Annotated in this window: 13 protein-coding genes and 1 tRNA gene; 1 reads left to right on the forward strand and 13 read right to left on the reverse strand. The window is 37.1% G+C overall.

Annotated features, from left to right (window positions below; genetic code table 11):
• Nucleotides 1-158 precede the first annotated feature (158 nt).
• The 6 genes from ftsH to spoIIE form a co-directional block, all read right to left on the reverse strand.
• Nucleotides 159-2,183, reverse strand: coding sequence for an ATP-dependent zinc metalloprotease FtsH (gene ftsH, locus J5J03_RS05975; RefSeq protein WP_208587295.1), 2,025 nt, complete (start codon nt 2,181-2,183; stop codon nt 159-161).
• Between the two features lie 91 nt (nt 2,184-2,274).
• Nucleotides 2,275-2,820, reverse strand: coding sequence for a hypoxanthine phosphoribosyltransferase (gene hpt / locus J5J03_RS05980; RefSeq protein ID WP_208587297.1), 546 nt, complete (start codon nt 2,818-2,820; stop codon nt 2,275-2,277).
• An 11-nt stretch (nt 2,821-2,831) separates the two neighbouring features.
• Nucleotides 2,832-4,238, reverse strand: a complete 1,407-nt coding sequence (gene tilS / locus J5J03_RS05985; protein WP_208587308.1) for a tRNA lysidine(34) synthetase TilS — start codon at nt 4,236-4,238, stop codon at nt 2,832-2,834.
• Between the two features lie 66 nt (nt 4,239-4,304).
• Nucleotides 4,305-5,249, reverse strand: coding sequence for a serine/threonine protein kinase (locus tag J5J03_RS05990; RefSeq protein ID WP_208587310.1), 945 nt, complete (start codon nt 5,247-5,249; stop codon nt 4,305-4,307).
• Nucleotides 5,221-5,955 (reverse strand): vWA domain-containing protein, encoded by a 735-nt coding sequence (locus tag J5J03_RS05995; protein ID WP_208587312.1) that lies wholly within the window; start codon nt 5,953-5,955, stop codon nt 5,221-5,223. The genes J5J03_RS05990 and J5J03_RS05995 overlap by 29 nt, the downstream gene beginning before the upstream one ends.
• 83 nt (nt 5,956-6,038) lie before the next feature.
• The gene (gene spoIIE / locus J5J03_RS06000; protein ID WP_208587314.1) at nt 6,039-8,495 is read right to left on the reverse strand and encodes a stage II sporulation protein E; all 2,457 of its coding nucleotides are present in this window, start codon (nt 8,493-8,495) and stop codon (nt 6,039-6,041) included.
• Nucleotides 8,496-8,773: 278 nt separating this feature from the next.
• Here spoIIE and J5J03_RS06005 point away from each other — a divergent pair.
• Nucleotides 8,774-8,847, forward strand: a tRNA-Met gene (locus tag J5J03_RS06005).
• 726 nt (nt 8,848-9,573) lie between these two features.
• On the opposite strand, the gene J5J03_RS06010 is transcribed toward J5J03_RS06005, so the two are convergent.
• The 7 genes from J5J03_RS06010 to J5J03_RS06040 form a co-directional block, all read right to left on the reverse strand.
• Entirely contained in the window at nt 9,574-9,984 is a 411-nt protein-coding gene (locus J5J03_RS06010) for a S1 domain-containing RNA-binding protein (RefSeq protein WP_018934273.1), read from the reverse strand.
• Nucleotides 9,985-10,057: 73 nt separating this feature from the next.
• Nucleotides 10,058-10,435, reverse strand: coding sequence for an FtsB family cell division protein (locus tag J5J03_RS06015; RefSeq protein WP_208587316.1), 378 nt, complete (start codon nt 10,433-10,435; stop codon nt 10,058-10,060).
• A gap of 27 nt (nt 10,436-10,462) precedes the next feature.
• Nucleotides 10,463-11,026, reverse strand: a complete 564-nt coding sequence (gene yabQ / locus J5J03_RS06020) for a spore cortex biosynthesis protein YabQ (RefSeq protein WP_208587318.1) — start codon at nt 11,024-11,026, stop codon at nt 10,463-10,465.
• Nucleotides 11,023-11,322 (reverse strand): sporulation protein YabP, encoded by a 300-nt coding sequence (yabP, locus tag J5J03_RS06025; protein ID WP_018934276.1) that lies wholly within the window; start codon nt 11,320-11,322, stop codon nt 11,023-11,025. Before yabP ends, yabQ begins: the two co-directional genes overlap by 4 nt.
• Before the next feature lie 70 nt (nt 11,323-11,392).
• Nucleotides 11,393-11,653, reverse strand: a complete 261-nt coding sequence (locus J5J03_RS06030) for an RNA-binding S4 domain-containing protein (RefSeq protein ID WP_208587320.1) — start codon at nt 11,651-11,653, stop codon at nt 11,393-11,395.
• A gap of 24 nt (nt 11,654-11,677) precedes the next feature.
• Nucleotides 11,678-13,135, reverse strand: coding sequence for a bifunctional methyltransferase/pyrophosphohydrolase YabN (yabN, locus tag J5J03_RS06035; protein WP_208587322.1), 1,458 nt, complete (start codon nt 13,133-13,135; stop codon nt 11,678-11,680).
• An 11-nt stretch (nt 13,136-13,146) separates the two neighbouring features.
• Nucleotides 13,147-14,715, reverse strand: coding sequence for a putative polysaccharide biosynthesis protein (locus tag J5J03_RS06040; RefSeq protein ID WP_208587324.1), 1,569 nt, complete (start codon nt 14,713-14,715; stop codon nt 13,147-13,149).
• Nucleotides 14,716-14,928: the final 213 nt, after the last annotated feature.

Here is a 14,928-nt window from a genome sequence, read left to right on the forward strand (position 1 = left end):
AGCGCAGTATTCTGCCGGAGCGAATGACAACACTTCTCAAAAAACAGGATAGAACAACGCAAATCCATGTCCAGTTACTGCGCAGTTTATGGATTCTGCATTGCTTTCTTGAAGCGTAAAAAAGCAGCTCCTTTTTAAAGTAGGAACTGCTTTTCGTCTTATTGTTTATCTTTATCGTCGTCGGACTCTTCAGTTGATTTGTCTTGGTCGAAATAGCTTTTTGAATCCTGGTCAAAATAGCTTTCTTCTTCCTTCGGTTGAATGTTTACTTTAAAGTCAGATGACTTGTTACCATCTTCCTTTGTATCGTTCGTTTCTGTTGCAGATGGTTTTTCTTTACCATCTTGTTCAGAAACTACTGGATCTGGAAGTTTACCTTCTTCAAATAAACCTTTAATCTGACCTGCATCTAATGTCTCAACTTCTAATAGAGTCTTCGCTACAAGCTCTAACTTGTCACGATTTTCTGTGAGAATTTGTTTTGCTCTGTTATAACATTCTTGGATGAAGTTTTGGATTTCCTGATCGATTTCATATGCAATCGCATCACTGTAGTTTTGCTCATTTTGCATATCGCGACCTAAGAAAACTTGCCCTCCACCACTTCCAAATTGGAGAGGTCCAATCTTATCACTCATACCATATTCCATAACCATCTTACGAGCAATTCCGGTTGCGCGCTGGAAGTCATTGTGTGCACCAGTACTTGCTTCACCAAAGATGATTTCTTCAGCAACACGACCACCTAATAAACCGGTGATCTTATCGAACAACTCTGGTTTTGTCATAAAGTATCGATCTTCACGCGGTAGCATGACAGCATACCCACCTGCTTGACCACGAGGTACAATCGTTACCTTATGTACCATATCTGCGTCATCTAGCACCATACCAATAATCGTATGTCCACTTTCATGATATGCGACAATATTACGTTCTTTCTCCGATATAACCCTACTTTTCTTAGCAGGACCAGCGATGACGCGATCAATTGCTTCATCAATATCTTCCATACCGATCTTCTCTTTATCATGTCGTGCTGCAACAAGTGCTGCTTCATTCAAGAGATTTTCGAGGTCTGCACCTGAGAAACCTGGTGTACGCATAGCGATTGTCTTCAGATCAACATCATCTGCTAATGGTTTATTACGTGCATGAACACCTAATACGTCTTGACGACCTTTCAAGTCTGGACGATCCACGGTGATTTGACGGTCAAAACGCCCTGGACGTAATAACGCAGGGTCTAAAATATCTGGTCTGTTAGTTGCAGCGATAATAATAATTCCTTCATTCTCACCGAAACCATCCATTTCAACGAGCAATTGGTTTAAGGTTTGTTCACGTTCATCGTGACCCCCACCTACACCAGCTCCACGCTGACGACCTACTGCATCTATCTCGTCAATAAAGATGATACATGGTGCATTTTTCTTCGCATTTTCAAATAAATCACGTACACGGGATGCACCAACACCGACAAACATCTCCACGAAATCCGAACCACTTATAGAGAAGAACGGAACTCCTGCTTCACCTGCAACAGCTCTGGCAAGTAATGTTTTACCTGTACCAGGAGGTCCTACTAGCAAAACCCCTTTTGGAATTTTTGCACCGATAGCAGAGAATTTGCGTGGATCTTTTAAGAAGTCAACTACTTCTACTAATTCCTGCTTCTCTTCATCCGCACCAGCAACATCTCTGAAACGAACTTTTTTCTTTTCTTCATTGTACATTTTCGCCTTACTCTTACCAAAGTTCATGACACGGCTACCACCGCCTTGCGCTTGGTTAAGCAAGAAGAAAAATAGAATGAATATAATAACAAATGGAATCATGGTTGTTAAAAAGGTAACCCATCCACTTGGTTGTTCTTCTTCTTCTACCCATAATATCCCCTGTTCATTAGCAGTTTCTTCAACTTGTTCAATAATACCTGGGCTATCTAGGATATTGGTCATAAAGGGTTTATCATCTTGCTCTAACTCCCCTACCACACGTATTACACCATTGGAAGGGCGCATTTCCATTTCTTTGATTTGGTTATTTTCCAATGCTTGCATAAATTCGTTTACTTTTAATTCTTCAGCCTGGTTGTTTTGGCTGCTGAATACTGATATGATCCCTATCACAACTAAAAAGATTACGAAATAGAGGATCACATTACGTATAATCCGATTCATTGCCTACCTCCTCCCGAAACGAGAAAACTATAGTAAATAGTATCATATTGCAAGACTTTATGACAACTAATTACAACTGACGTTTGCTTGATTATTCTTCTCCACCATAAACTTCTGGTTTTAAAATACCGATATATGGTAAGTTTCGATATTTCTCTTGATAATCTAATCCATAGCCCACCACAAATTCATTTGGCACTTCAAAACCTACCACATCTGCTTTAATATCAACAGTTCTTCCTTCAGGTTTATCTAATAATGTGACAATTTTAATAGAATTTGCCTGGCGGTACTTAAATAAATCAACTAAATAACTTAATGTAAGACCACTATCAATGATATCTTCAATAATTAAAATATCACGGCCTTCTACCTTTGTGTCTAAGTCTTTCACGATTTTAACTTCACCAGAGGAACGCATTTCATTCCCGTAACTTGAAACATCCATAAAATCCATTTCTAGGTGTGTATCAATCGAACGTAAAATATCCGACATAAAAGGTAATGCACCTTTCAACACACCAACCGCTAACGGAAACCTTCCTTCATATTCTTTGGTTAACTGTTCACCAAGCTCTTTACATTTCGCTTGTATTTGCTCTTCGGAAATTAATATTTCCTTTATTTCATCATGCATCTTGCTGCCTCCTATTCATTTGAATCTGTATATGTTAATGAAATATATTTCCCAACAGAACCTTCTTGTTCTATTTCCGCTTTCTTTAAACCAACAATCCATAGCAAAGTTCCATCAGCACCGAATATGAGTGGCCAGCTGTCTCGTAAAAAAACAGGAACCTTCTCATCAATAAATATATCTTTTACCTTCTTCCGACCATTTAACCCTCTCACCTTGATACGATCCCCTGGCATTCTTACTCTCATACTCAGTGGGAATAATGATTCACATTCGATCGGGATATGTAAAGTTTGATTATCTTCATGGATGGCTCCAGAGGTATAAGTAGTTTCAAGGGTGGCACCGTTCGGTAATAGCATTACACCGGGAACCTTTATGAATTGGTGGACTTTCCATTCCTTTTTGACTTGGGAGAGAAAGTGGATACGCAATTCTTGGTAATTTTTTGTTACTTTTAAGGATTTTGGAAAGTCTAAAGTAACATTACTCTTTTCTTGTTCTAATAATGCAAAAAAAGCTTTTTCATGTTGTGTAGATAAATCTGTCGGTACTTCTTGATAAAGATAGTTTAATATTAGATGAAAGGCTCGTCTTTGTAAAGCTATCGGGTAAGATCGAAAAGCATCAATATTAAAAAATACCGTGTCTTTTTTACATGTTACAACTTCATGCCACATTGCTTTGGATTGTGCTTGGAGGAATTCTTCATCCTCCGTCAAACGCTCTGTCATTTCCTGTACATGAAGATGGACGTGACGATCTTGCTGCTTGAGCAATGGTAAAACATGCAACCGGAAGAAATTGCGTGTATAGTCCATGGATTGGTTTGAAGGATCCTCCCTGGGAACGATCTCGAGCTCTCGGCAATATTGGTAAATTTCATTCTTAGATAAACATAATAAAGGCCTAATGATATGTCCGTTTGCGAATTTTCTTTTTACTGGAATACCAGTTAAAGCAGCTGGATTAGACTGACGTACCAATCGCATTAATACAGTTTCTATCTGGTCATCACCATGATGTGCCAAAGCTAAAAAATCAGATCCTGTTTCTTCCATAACTTCTTCAAATACTTGATATCGCAAAATACGGGCTGCTACTTGTGTTCCTTCTTTATGTATTTCTTTTCTCCTGTTCACATCTACCTGCTTGCCTATAAAAGGGACGCCTAATTGTTCACAAACCTGTTCAACGTATTGAACATCTTCTGCAGAATCTTCCCCTCGCAAACCATGATCAATGGATATTACCCTAACTTGTACATCCCATAGTTTCTGCAAGCTTACTAAATAGTGTAGTAATAACAAAGAATCTGCACCACCTGAAACACCTACTAACACCTTTGCACGCTTGTGTAGTAATTGATGTCTCTTCATAAATGGCGTTAATTTATCATAAAGGGTTGTTTTACTCAAACACCACCACCCCATCCAATCTTGTTTACATTATTTTAACATAATATGAATGATAAAATCTTTTTATCACATAAAAAATGTAACATAAAGATAACAGGCACCTCCAATAGTTAATATACTACCTATTTCAAGAAAAGGATATAATGCTTCATGAGGGCTCTTTGCTTTTTGATGACGTCTTCTCTTATCTCTTTTAGACTTCTGATGAATAAAATAATTCAACAAAAAATCTTTTATCTGTTCAGCCTCTGTTATCGAATTATTAATGAGCATCAGTAATAATTTTCTCAATGGATCGATTGCCACTGCCTGATTGATTTTCTGTTCTAATGTTTTTTTAGGATTACTTCCTTTAGTAAAACCATTTGGATAATAGACTCGCAAGATCACCATTGCTAGCGCGAAGAGATCGTAACCTGGGTCAGCTTTACGTGAACCACATTGCCAATAAGCACGATCATAGAATTCAGTATACTCTTTGATCGCTCTACCTTGTAAGGTTGTCCCACCGACATCAACCCATCTTAATTGAACGGGCTTACGTGATACAATTAAATTTTCTATCTTTAAATCACCAAATACATACCCCTGCTGATGTAATACATGTAAATCATTAGCAAATTTGATCAAAAGAGATACTAACCATTCATGACCATTCCTTCTAATAAAATCATGCAAGGACTCACCAGATATATATTCCATTACATAAAATGAATAGGTAAAGCCATTCTGAGCCTGATAATCATCCACATCTATCAAAGAAGGTCCAAGGTGATAACCTTGAACCGCTTGGAAGGATTTCAATACGTTTACTTCAGAACTCACAGAAGCACTTTGTTTACTGATTTTCAGTGCTACTTGTTTTTTTTCGTGTACACAAAGGTAAACTGCGCCAATCGCACCACTACCCAGTTTTTTTACGACATGGTAATGGTGACGGTGCCATTTACCTTTGACAATTTGTCCTTTTCTTAACTGAATATCAGGCTTCTTCGATGTCTGTGTAATCATCGCGTGTAAATCTCCTTCGTAACGTCTTCTTGCCAAATTGATACATAGCTTCTTTTAAAGCTGGTCCAGTTGGTGTAATACCTCCGCTTGATATTTTAGCAAAAATAGAAGTGATAGAATCTAGCTTTGATGTCCAATCTACTAATTGTTGAATCGGCTTCTTTCGTCCAGGAAATTGATATACAGCAAAACGACTCCGCCCAATCCTTGCATTCATACTGATGGAAAGATCAATAAGAGCTTCTTGAACAGTTGGTAGTTTATTGGTCATGCTGGCACTTGTATCAACAAGTACTAACACTTCTAAATCACATGTCTCTCCTAATTCATCGACTACTTCCATAACCTCCCCGCGCTGTTCTGGGGGTAATTCTTCCATTGTTTTTTCACTACCTAAGATTTGCTTTAATTCATTATTCACAACTCCTTGCAACGTTTCCGTCATCGCCTGCTTGGTAACAGTTTGAACGGTTTGTGCTAATGCATCCTGATAAACAATTTGACTAACCCCTTGTCCGTTTTCAGAGATTTCTTCTACTTCTTCCAATCCTTCAGGTTGTTCTGTATGATCATCTTCTAATATGCCAATGACATTAACAGTAATTCCTTGTTCGGCTACTAAACTAGCTACTAATGCTGGATCTTCTCCTTGGTTAGAGCAACCATCCGTAATTAAAAGAATTTGTTTAAGTGTCCCAGTTTTCATGCATTTCCCTCCTATTATTGGTCATTGATTATTAGTAAGGTTCGCCAATATTGGGGGGAATTATACGTTTGACTTGCTGTTCATTAGCTAATGTCTTCTCTTTCAAATTGCCGAAAGGAACGAATAGGTGCCCATTGTGGTTGATTTTCCGTAATTTGAGCTACCAATACCGTCATATCGTCTTCAATCTCACCACTTTGAGTTCGAATCACCTCTTCCAGTAATAAATCAGCGATCTCTTGAGGTTCTTTTGTTTCCATTTCCAGCAGTTTTCGCTTCAACCATAGATCGACATTCTCTATGTCTTTCGGACCTTCAAAAATCCCATCACTCATCATAATTAAGAAATCTCCTGCTTTTAATTGTGCACTGACAACATCAACTTCTACCTCCTGAATAATCCCGATGGGAAGGTTACTAGCCTCTATCTTCTCTACAGCATCACTCCGCATAATAAAACTAGGAGTAGAACCTACCTTCAAAAAGCGAACGACTGCATGGTGGAGATCAACCATTGCCAAATCTAATGTTGCATAAATCTCTTCATTTGTTCTGAGTGCTAAGATGGAGTTGATCGATTTAATTGCTACCTGCTCATGTAAACCAGATTCTAAAATTTGTTGTAATAACCGTAATGTTTCGGTACTTTCTTCATGTGCTCTGTCTCCATTTCCCATCCCGTCACTAATAGCTAAAGCATATTTTCCGGCACCAAGCTCCATTGATTTATAGCAATCCCCCGATATTAATCCTCCTCCTTTGGCTGCGTGTGCCACTCCAGTATCAATGACGAATTTTCTGGCAGAACCAAAGGTAAAAAAGCTATGTCCTTTTGCTAAAGGAGATAGATCTTCTGTAACGACAATGATCGTTTCGTCCAATATATCAGAAAGAATAGGTGCGATCAGTTTGGCAGCTTCTCCATGGTATTGCTGGAACGCAATCACCATTTCAATATCGATGTTTCCTTTCTCTAAACTATAAATATCTAATTTTTCTAGTTCAATCCCTACGTGTTTTAACGCTGCAACTATTTCAATTTCCTGTTGCTCATGGTTTTCTTTTTCTTTGAGAATTTCACTAGCAAAATTCTCCATAACTTCTGATACACCACTTAATTGATCTGCGACAAAACGTCTGCTTTCTAACACTTGTTTCTTCAGTTGTTTGTTTGCTTCAAAAAATGATAGTTCTTGTTGCATGGTATCGATCACTTTACGAGATTTAATACAGTGATTTTCAAACTGTCTGTTCGTTATATTATTTAATTGATTATCTGACTCCAATTGATCTTTGACATCTCGCATTAAATCATATGTTTTATCAAATTGTTGTACCCAACAGGTTTCTTTTTTAAAGCATGTTTGACAAGTTTTTTCTGTGACATTACTTAAATAGTAGTCCACTTCTAGATCCTGTTCCTGCCATTGATTGGATTCTGTTTGAAAGCTGCGAGATAACGCTTTAAATACATTGGAGAACCGTTCGACTCGATGGGCAGTAACATTACGAACCTTTTGCAAATATTGCTCCTGCTCATTAGTATGTTCAACCGTTCCTGGAATATATTTAGCAATCTGTTTAATCAATTTGCTTGGTGTTATTAAAAACAATAATATCGCTATGGCTGATTCCATTAATGCTGTTGCCAGATAATCAAAGGATTCGCCATATAAACTGATTAACAACGTACTAATTAATAAACCTAAACTGACAGCCAGTTTTCTTCCTTCTTTCAGTAACCCACCTAACAAGCCTGAAAAAGCTAATAAACTCATTTGAAACATATTGGCGATACTAGCAAGGCTCAATATTAATCCTGCTACAACTCCAACAGTGGAACCAATTGCTGCACCACCAACCAAGGCAAGGAGCAATACTAAATATCGTGCCAAAACCTGTTCCATTTGCGCATCATAGATTTCTACACCAATTACTCCAGTTAGTACCGAAGCTAATAAAATGATAAAACAAACAATTTCTTCATTTTTTAAGAGTGGTTTATATCTTTTTGGTGATAATAATGGAATACTTTGCATAAAGATTAGTAATAGAACAGCTGCCAATATCCCTTCAACAAGAGCAATGACCCATTCCAGATATGTTAGCTTTGCTGTCATCGCATAGATACTTATTCTAGGAATACTTGCTGCAAAAAAGACGAAGAACGGTAAGATCCTCTCGACCGACTTCGATTGATAGATAAAAAAGGAGAGGACTATTAAGATAGAAATTGATAAAAATATATAGAAGCTATGTGATAGACTGTATGTAAAAGCTCCTATTAATGAGAATGTAATAAGTGGAAGTACTTTGTCCCGACGTAAAAACCAGACTGCCGCAACAAAAGCGATCACAAATGGTGAAAGTGTCGATAAGATGACAGCTCTTCCTAATAGAAAACCGATAATACAAATAAGCAAACCTTTCTCAAACAATAAGCTTGTCCAATGTTGGCCGATCTTTTGGCGTAAGTTATTCATCATAGGATGAGAACTAGAAAAAAAAGATTTTGGTTTATTATCCGTATATGTGTTCATTTATATCACTCCTCTGTCCACATTAAATCACATCTCCTCTCGATTTTTTGTCAAAACAAGGAAGATGCCGTTCTAAAAAGTTCGACGCTATTCTTTATATAAAGAACCAAACGACATTTTCTTCTCACCTTGCCTTTGACTTCTTTCAATAATTTTGACAGACCGTGTTGATACAGAAAAGATAATAAGAAATTTGAAGTTGTTTGTTGACAGATAGGTAAAGCTGTTGTATTATATTTTTTGTGTCTTTCAAATAAGACAACTTTCTTTTATACGGTGGCGGTGTAGCTCAGCTGGCTAGAGCGTACGGTTCATACCCGTGAGGTCGGGGGTTCGATCCCCTCCGCCGCTATAAGGCAAAAGACTTAGGCAAATGCCTAAGTCTTTTTTATATAAACTAATACACTCGCCAACTCTATTATTCAATGTAAATACAGACTGCGAACTAATGGAAATTTCCGAATTGAGACTTTCTTCCAATCTGATTTTTGCTTGAGTGCTTGCATACGCTACGACAAGATACTTCGCTTTCCACGGGCATGGCCTCAGCCTCCTCAGAAAACAAAGAACGTTTTCTTGCGGGGTCTTCGGACACGTGCTGGTCCCGTAGGAGTCTACGTATCTTGCCTTCGCTTTGCGTAGTGTTCTGATTGTTGAAAGAAGTAACACCGAGAAATGGTTACCGAGTATTTCCTCTTACAAAAGGTAGAATTATCTACATAGCGGAGGCAGAATACGGAGACTCCTGTGGGACAGCGAGAGCTGAAGATCCACTTTGCAAAGTTAGCTGAAGCCGAGCCCACGGAAAGCGCAGTATTCTGCCGGAGCGAATGACAACACTTCTCAAAAAACAGAATGAAACAACTCAAGTCCATGACGTTACTGCGCAGTAGCAGTATATGTATTTTGTGTTAATATGTTTATTCGCGAAGGATACTATAGTTAAACCAGTACCTCCCTTCTATAGACTTACCCCTTACAAAGAAAAAGCTACCGATCATTTGATCGATAGCTTTTTCTTTATGATATATAATTACGAGTCACATCCGTCTTCTTTACGTTACATAGACAGCAAGTTTTAGCCTTTTCTCGCCCCTCGTCCTCCGCGTTTTGATTCTGTATGCTTTTTAAGCGTCGCTAAGCGATCTTCAGAATCTTTTAAGAAACGATTCATTTTTTGTTCAAATGATTCGCCTCTTTCGCGGTTATTTTTTGGATTTCCTTGATTTTTGCGACGATTAGATGGCGGTGGATTGTCTTTTGCTTTTTTAATGGACAAACCGATTTTACCATCATCTTCGACATTAAGAACCTTAACTGTTACTTCATCACCGACAGTTAGGTGTTCATTAATGTCTTTTACATAATTATCGGCAACTTCACTAATATGAACTAGACCTGTTTTACCTCCAGGTAATTCAATAAACGCTCCAAAATTAGTGATTCCTGTTACCTTTCCCTGCAACTTGCTGCCTACTTCGATTGACATAAAAAAATTGCTCCTCCTTAAATTTTAAAAAAATATACTACAACTATATTATAGCCAAGCAATTAAAACGGTGTCAATAAGATGGATCCTCTTCTGGTAATTTAAAGACGATCTCTCCTTCTTCCGTAAAGAAATAATTCGTTTTTGCAATTTGCAACAAATATTCTTCATCATTTAAAAGCTCTATTTCTTCAGTCAGTTTCTTTTCTTCATTTTGAAGAGTAGTTAATTCTTCGGAAAGCTCCGTATATTCCTGTTGCATATCCTGATATTTCAGACGTTGATTAATATGAAAAGTAACGAGGCTAACCATGGTGACGGAGACAATTATGCCAAATAACATTAATCTACGGTATAACTTCTTTTTTCTGCGTTTTTGCCGTTTTACTTGAGCGTCGTATTGTTCAATATAGGCGTCATTGATACGAGATACCTTGTTTCGTTTAGCCATAATTCACCAGTGCCTCCCTTGTGGAATTTATTCTTTCTTTCTTATTTTACTATAAAATCGATAAAAAGGATGTAGATATTTTTTTGCATTTTTTGGTAACAATGGCTGGAGGATAGAAAGAATCAACTTTACCGGCCATCCCAATATTTTTAATAGTATCAATAGCAACGAATATAAAGCTGTAAATACTTTGCTAATAGATACTACTATTAATGATACGATAAATACTATGGGCTTTACAACAAAAATTTCTATTATTCGGTATAGGAAGCGATAAATACGAAGTACAATCCGAATTAACGTATCTACGATGCGTCCAAAAGCCTGTTCAAAAAGGCTTTTGAACATCGCATAACCACATAGCACTGCTAAAAAGATATAGAATCTTAAAATTCCTTCATTGACGAAGAACAATATAAAATATAGAATCACCGCTTGTATAAGCCAAAAGAGAATCTCCAAGACATATTTCCATAGTATGCTGGAGGTCCACAATCGTTCCAGCCGTTTGAACGTATGATAACTAGCACCAAGGTAGACACCAGATACTATCATCGTTATGATTGTGATAAATTGTGTGCTTAATGTCATTTGAATAGCTTGCTAAACAATCCTTTAGCCTTCTCCCCATGTTGCTCGTCCAAATAAGATAATTCATAAATCTTACCCTTAATGGAAACATGGCCGGATTCTACATCGAGGTTTTTCATTTGCAAATTATCTCCACGAATAACTAGATAACCCATAACGGTTTGCAGTAGAAACTCTTCACTATCAAAGCTATCAACTTCTTTGACTCCATCTATCTCCAAGAGACGACGATTAGTCATTTTCACATGGTGTTCCATTTGCGGTGCTGGCATCGTTTTTTTATCATAGTAATTCATTAGTTTTTCCCTCCCTTTTATCCATCACTAATATATGAATAAAGGGACAAGTTTAGAACTTCATAGAACACTATTGATTGATATATTCCTCATGTTTAATGGTATATAAATTACTTGCTTCATCTTTTTTTACTGTTTCTTTTAAATCATCAATTTGAATTGTTAATAGTTTCTGACCAAATTGAATCTTCATTTCATCACCTGTCGCTACATTAGTAGCAGCTTTCGCAACATTACCATTGATAAGAATTCTACCTTGGTCTGCAATTTCCTTTGCTAGGGTCCTTCGTTTAATTAAACGAGAAACTTTTAAAAATTTATCCAGTCGCATCGATAATTCCCTTCCTCTACATTGTCATTCATTTTCAAGACGCTTTGCCTCTTCCCAAAATTGGTCCAATTCATCTAATGTGAAGGATTCCCATGCTTGTTCACTTTCCTTCACCTTTTGCTCTACGGATTGAAAACGATGTATAAATTTTTGATTAGTTCGCATTAAAGCTATTTCTGGATTAATTTTATAATATCTTCCTAAGTTAATCATTGCAAATAGTATATCTCCAAATTCTTTTTCTTGCGCATCGAAACTTTCATGTTCTCTTGCATTTTTTAATTCTTCTAACTCTTCATAAACCTTTGCCCAAATTGGATCTGGTTCACTCCAATCAAAACCTACTTTAGCTGCTTTTTGTTGGATCTCCTCTGCTAGTAATGTTGCTGGTAACCCTTTGTTCAATTCAGATAAAATGGTTTGCTGTTGTTCTCTCTTTTCTTCCTTTTTGATTGCTTCCCAATTTTGGATTACTTCGGTTTCATCCTTAACCTCTAATTTACCGAAAACATGGGGGTGACGTCGGATCATTTTTTCTGTGATATTATATATTACGTCATCAATGGTGAAAAATCCTGCTTCTTCTCCAATTTGACTATGTAACATGATTTGCAGTAGGACATCACCAAGCTCTTCCGCCACAGCTTCATCATCTTCATTGTCTATGGCTTCGATCACTTCATAAGCTTCTTCAATTAAATATTTTTTTAATGTTTCATGTGTTTGTTTTTGATCCCACGGGCATCCTCCAGGTGCTCTTAAAGCTGCAATCACTTCTTTCAAACGATAAAATTGGTGATGAAGTTTTTCTTTGTCTATTGGAGGGATGTATACACTCGTTAAGTTACTTAGCTGCATTTGCTGATCTAACTCGACTAATGGTAGTTCTTTTATCGACTCTTCTTTACTGCCAACTGCTTCCACTAAAAAAATAGGATAATCTGCTGGTAAGTCCTCCAACAAAGTTAGCTTCACCTCTGATGCAATAAAAGCATCATATACTTGGCAAAAAACAAGATGTTGTTCATATTGTAGGTGACGACGGTTAAATGATGTCGCATCTACAAATTGAAACCCTTCGATCGGATCTATTTTTAATGCAGAAAATAAATCATCTAAAAAACTTTGACCACCAACAATCTCTACCTCCACATTCTGATGTTGTATTAATAACTGTACGGTTTGCTCAGCAAGCATTGGGTGACCTGGCACGGCATAAACAACGTTCCCCTTCTCGCTAGCTGTATCTATTAATGTTCTAACAATTTCAAGATACACAGCATCAAAATGATCATGCTTTTCATAGATGTCATCAAACGAATGAAAATCTACCGATTCCTTTTGTAATGCCTGAATTACCGGGTGATCGAGCGTTCTTACATAACAAACTTTTTGTTCGCTTGTGAGTTTTCGATATATTCCCAATGGGAGCTGATTAATATCTCCTCCGCCAAGACCAATAATTTCGATAAAAGGTTTCATGTTCTTATCTCCTATCCTTTCTTCCACCTATTTAATAGTGGGATTGGTGCAAGTTCTTTCCTAGTTAAAATACGCCACTTAACAACCACAATAGCATAGACGATAAAGCCGATTATTACACTCCCTATTACAAAAAGGAATAGAGCTAATCGATTATCGAATGAAATAAAATAGAAGGCTGTCTTTTTTAAAATAGCTAACACAACCGCCATCAATAAACTCGCTATTGTTAACTTTGTCCAAGGGATCACAAATAATCGATCTCCGCTTAATATCGAACGGAGCAATAAAAAATTCATCATACATATAATAATTACGGTACTAACGGTTGCTATAGCAGCTCCATCCATTCCCCATAAAGGAATAAGGAAATAGTTCAGCACCATTTTAACCCATAATCCTAAAAAAAGGATAATTGCCGTCCACTTCATATATCCAAATCCTTGCAAAGTAGAGGCGATCGTTACTGTTAAAGAAGTAAATAATAGAGAAATCGTTAATATTCGCAAACTAGAAGTACCTATTTGATTTTGAAAAAATAACTGGTTCACTTCAGGAAATAATGTAAACAAACCTACAGTAGCTCCTACGGAAAGTAATACACAATATTTGGTTGTTAATCGAAGTTTTTCGATGGTTTTTTCTCTACTAATTTGCCAATTAGTTTTTGTTACTTGTGGAACCAATGCCATTGCAAATGATGAGCCAACAACGGTTACTAGTTGTAATAACGGTTGTCCTCTATCAAAGACTCCCTTTGTTGTTGTAGCTTCTCTTAATGTTTCACCAAATTTAAGCAACCCTGGAACCATTGTAAATGCATCAGCAAGCTGCATAAGCAATAACAACATATGATTCATACTGATGATAAGTCCAGCAACAATGATCGGGGAGATTAAGTGACTAATGGGTATACTTCGCGATGAATGGCCGTCATTCCATATGCTACTTTTTTTAGCATATAAATAAATGAAAATAAAAGATATACTCAATGCGATAATACTTGCTATCATTGCTCCATCCGCGATTTTGTATACGTGTAGGTGCCCTTGATAAATCAGTATAGCTGTGAGGATAATGATGGTAGCGCGTAATAACTGTTCGATCATTTGCGAATAAGCGGTCGGTTCCATCCATTGATCTGATTGGGTGATCCCTCTAAATAGGGCAACAAAGGGAATAAACAAAAACACCCAAGAAACGTGACGAAGTGGATCAGTTAACATACGATCTCCCATCCAGTTAGCAAAAACAGGACTTAATAAAAAAAGCGTAAGAAAGAGAAATATTGCAAAACCCATCATAACAGTAAAAATCAATATGTACATCTTTTGGTTGTGTTGTTCTTTTCCATTCTCGGCTAAAAACTTAGAGATCGCAGCGGGGAAGCCATATAAAGCAAACATAAAAGCAATCCCTAAAATCGGGTATACTTGCTGATAAATATAGAATCCCTCATCACCTGTTAAATTTTGTAATGGTATCCGGTAAAAGGCGCTGATCACTTTGCTTAGTATGCCTGCTAAAAGGAGTGCAAAAGCTCCTCTATAAACTTGATTATTTTGTTTATCATTATTCATCTTGTTCTTCCTTCATTTTCAAAATTCCTTGCCATTATAACACAGACACATTACAGGTAGATAAAAAAGCTCCACCCAAAGACCAAAAGAAAAAAGATACAGTAATGTACTGTTTAGCTACTTCAAAGTAGATACATACTGCGACATTTATTGAGCGGACATTTAGTGCGTTATTTGAATGAAAATCACCTGTTTTCCGATGTTAGCGGACAT

Source organism: Gracilibacillus suaedae, from assembly GCF_017599345.1.
Classification (GTDB): domain Bacteria; phylum Bacillota; class Bacilli; order Bacillales; family Amphibacillaceae; genus Gracilibacillus; species Gracilibacillus suaedae.

Bases quoted from the DNA above. Each gene is read 5' to 3' on its own strand.
- ftsH (WP_208587295.1), bottom strand. From the start codon at position 2,183: ATGAATCGGATTATACGTAATGTGATCCTCTATTTCGTAATCTTTTTA.
- hpt (WP_208587297.1), bottom strand. From the start codon at position 2,820: ATGCATGATGAAATAAAGGAAATATTAATTTCCGAAGAGCAAATACAA.
- J5J03_RS05990 (WP_208587310.1), bottom strand. From the start codon at position 5,249: ATGATTACACAGACATCGAAGAAGCCTGATATTCAGTTAAGAAAAGGA.
- J5J03_RS05995 (WP_208587312.1), bottom strand. From the start codon at position 5,955: ATGAAAACTGGGACACTTAAACAAATTCTTTTAATTACGGATGGTTGC.
- spoIIE (WP_208587314.1), bottom strand. From the start codon at position 8,495: ATGAACACATATACGGATAATAAACCAAAATCTTTTTTTTCTAGTTCT.
- J5J03_RS06010 (WP_018934273.1), bottom strand. From the start codon at position 9,984: ATGTCAATCGAAGTAGGCAGCAAGTTGCAGGGAAAGGTAACAGGAATC.
- J5J03_RS06015 (WP_208587316.1), bottom strand. From the start codon at position 10,435: ATGGCTAAACGAAACAAGGTATCTCGTATCAATGACGCCTATATTGAA.
- yabQ (WP_208587318.1), bottom strand. From the start codon at position 11,026: ATGACATTAAGCACACAATTTATCACAATCATAACGATGATAGTATCT.
- yabP (WP_018934276.1), bottom strand. From the start codon at position 11,322: ATGAATTACTATGATAAAAAAACGATGCCAGCACCGCAAATGGAACAC.
- J5J03_RS06030 (WP_208587320.1), bottom strand. From the start codon at position 11,653: ATGCGACTGGATAAATTTTTAAAAGTTTCTCGTTTAATTAAACGAAGG.
- yabN (WP_208587322.1), bottom strand. From the start codon at position 13,135: ATGAAACCTTTTATCGAAATTATTGGTCTTGGCGGAGGAGATATTAAT.
- J5J03_RS06040 (WP_208587324.1), bottom strand. From the start codon at position 14,715: ATGAATAATGATAAACAAAATAATCAAGTTTATAGAGGAGCTTTTGCA.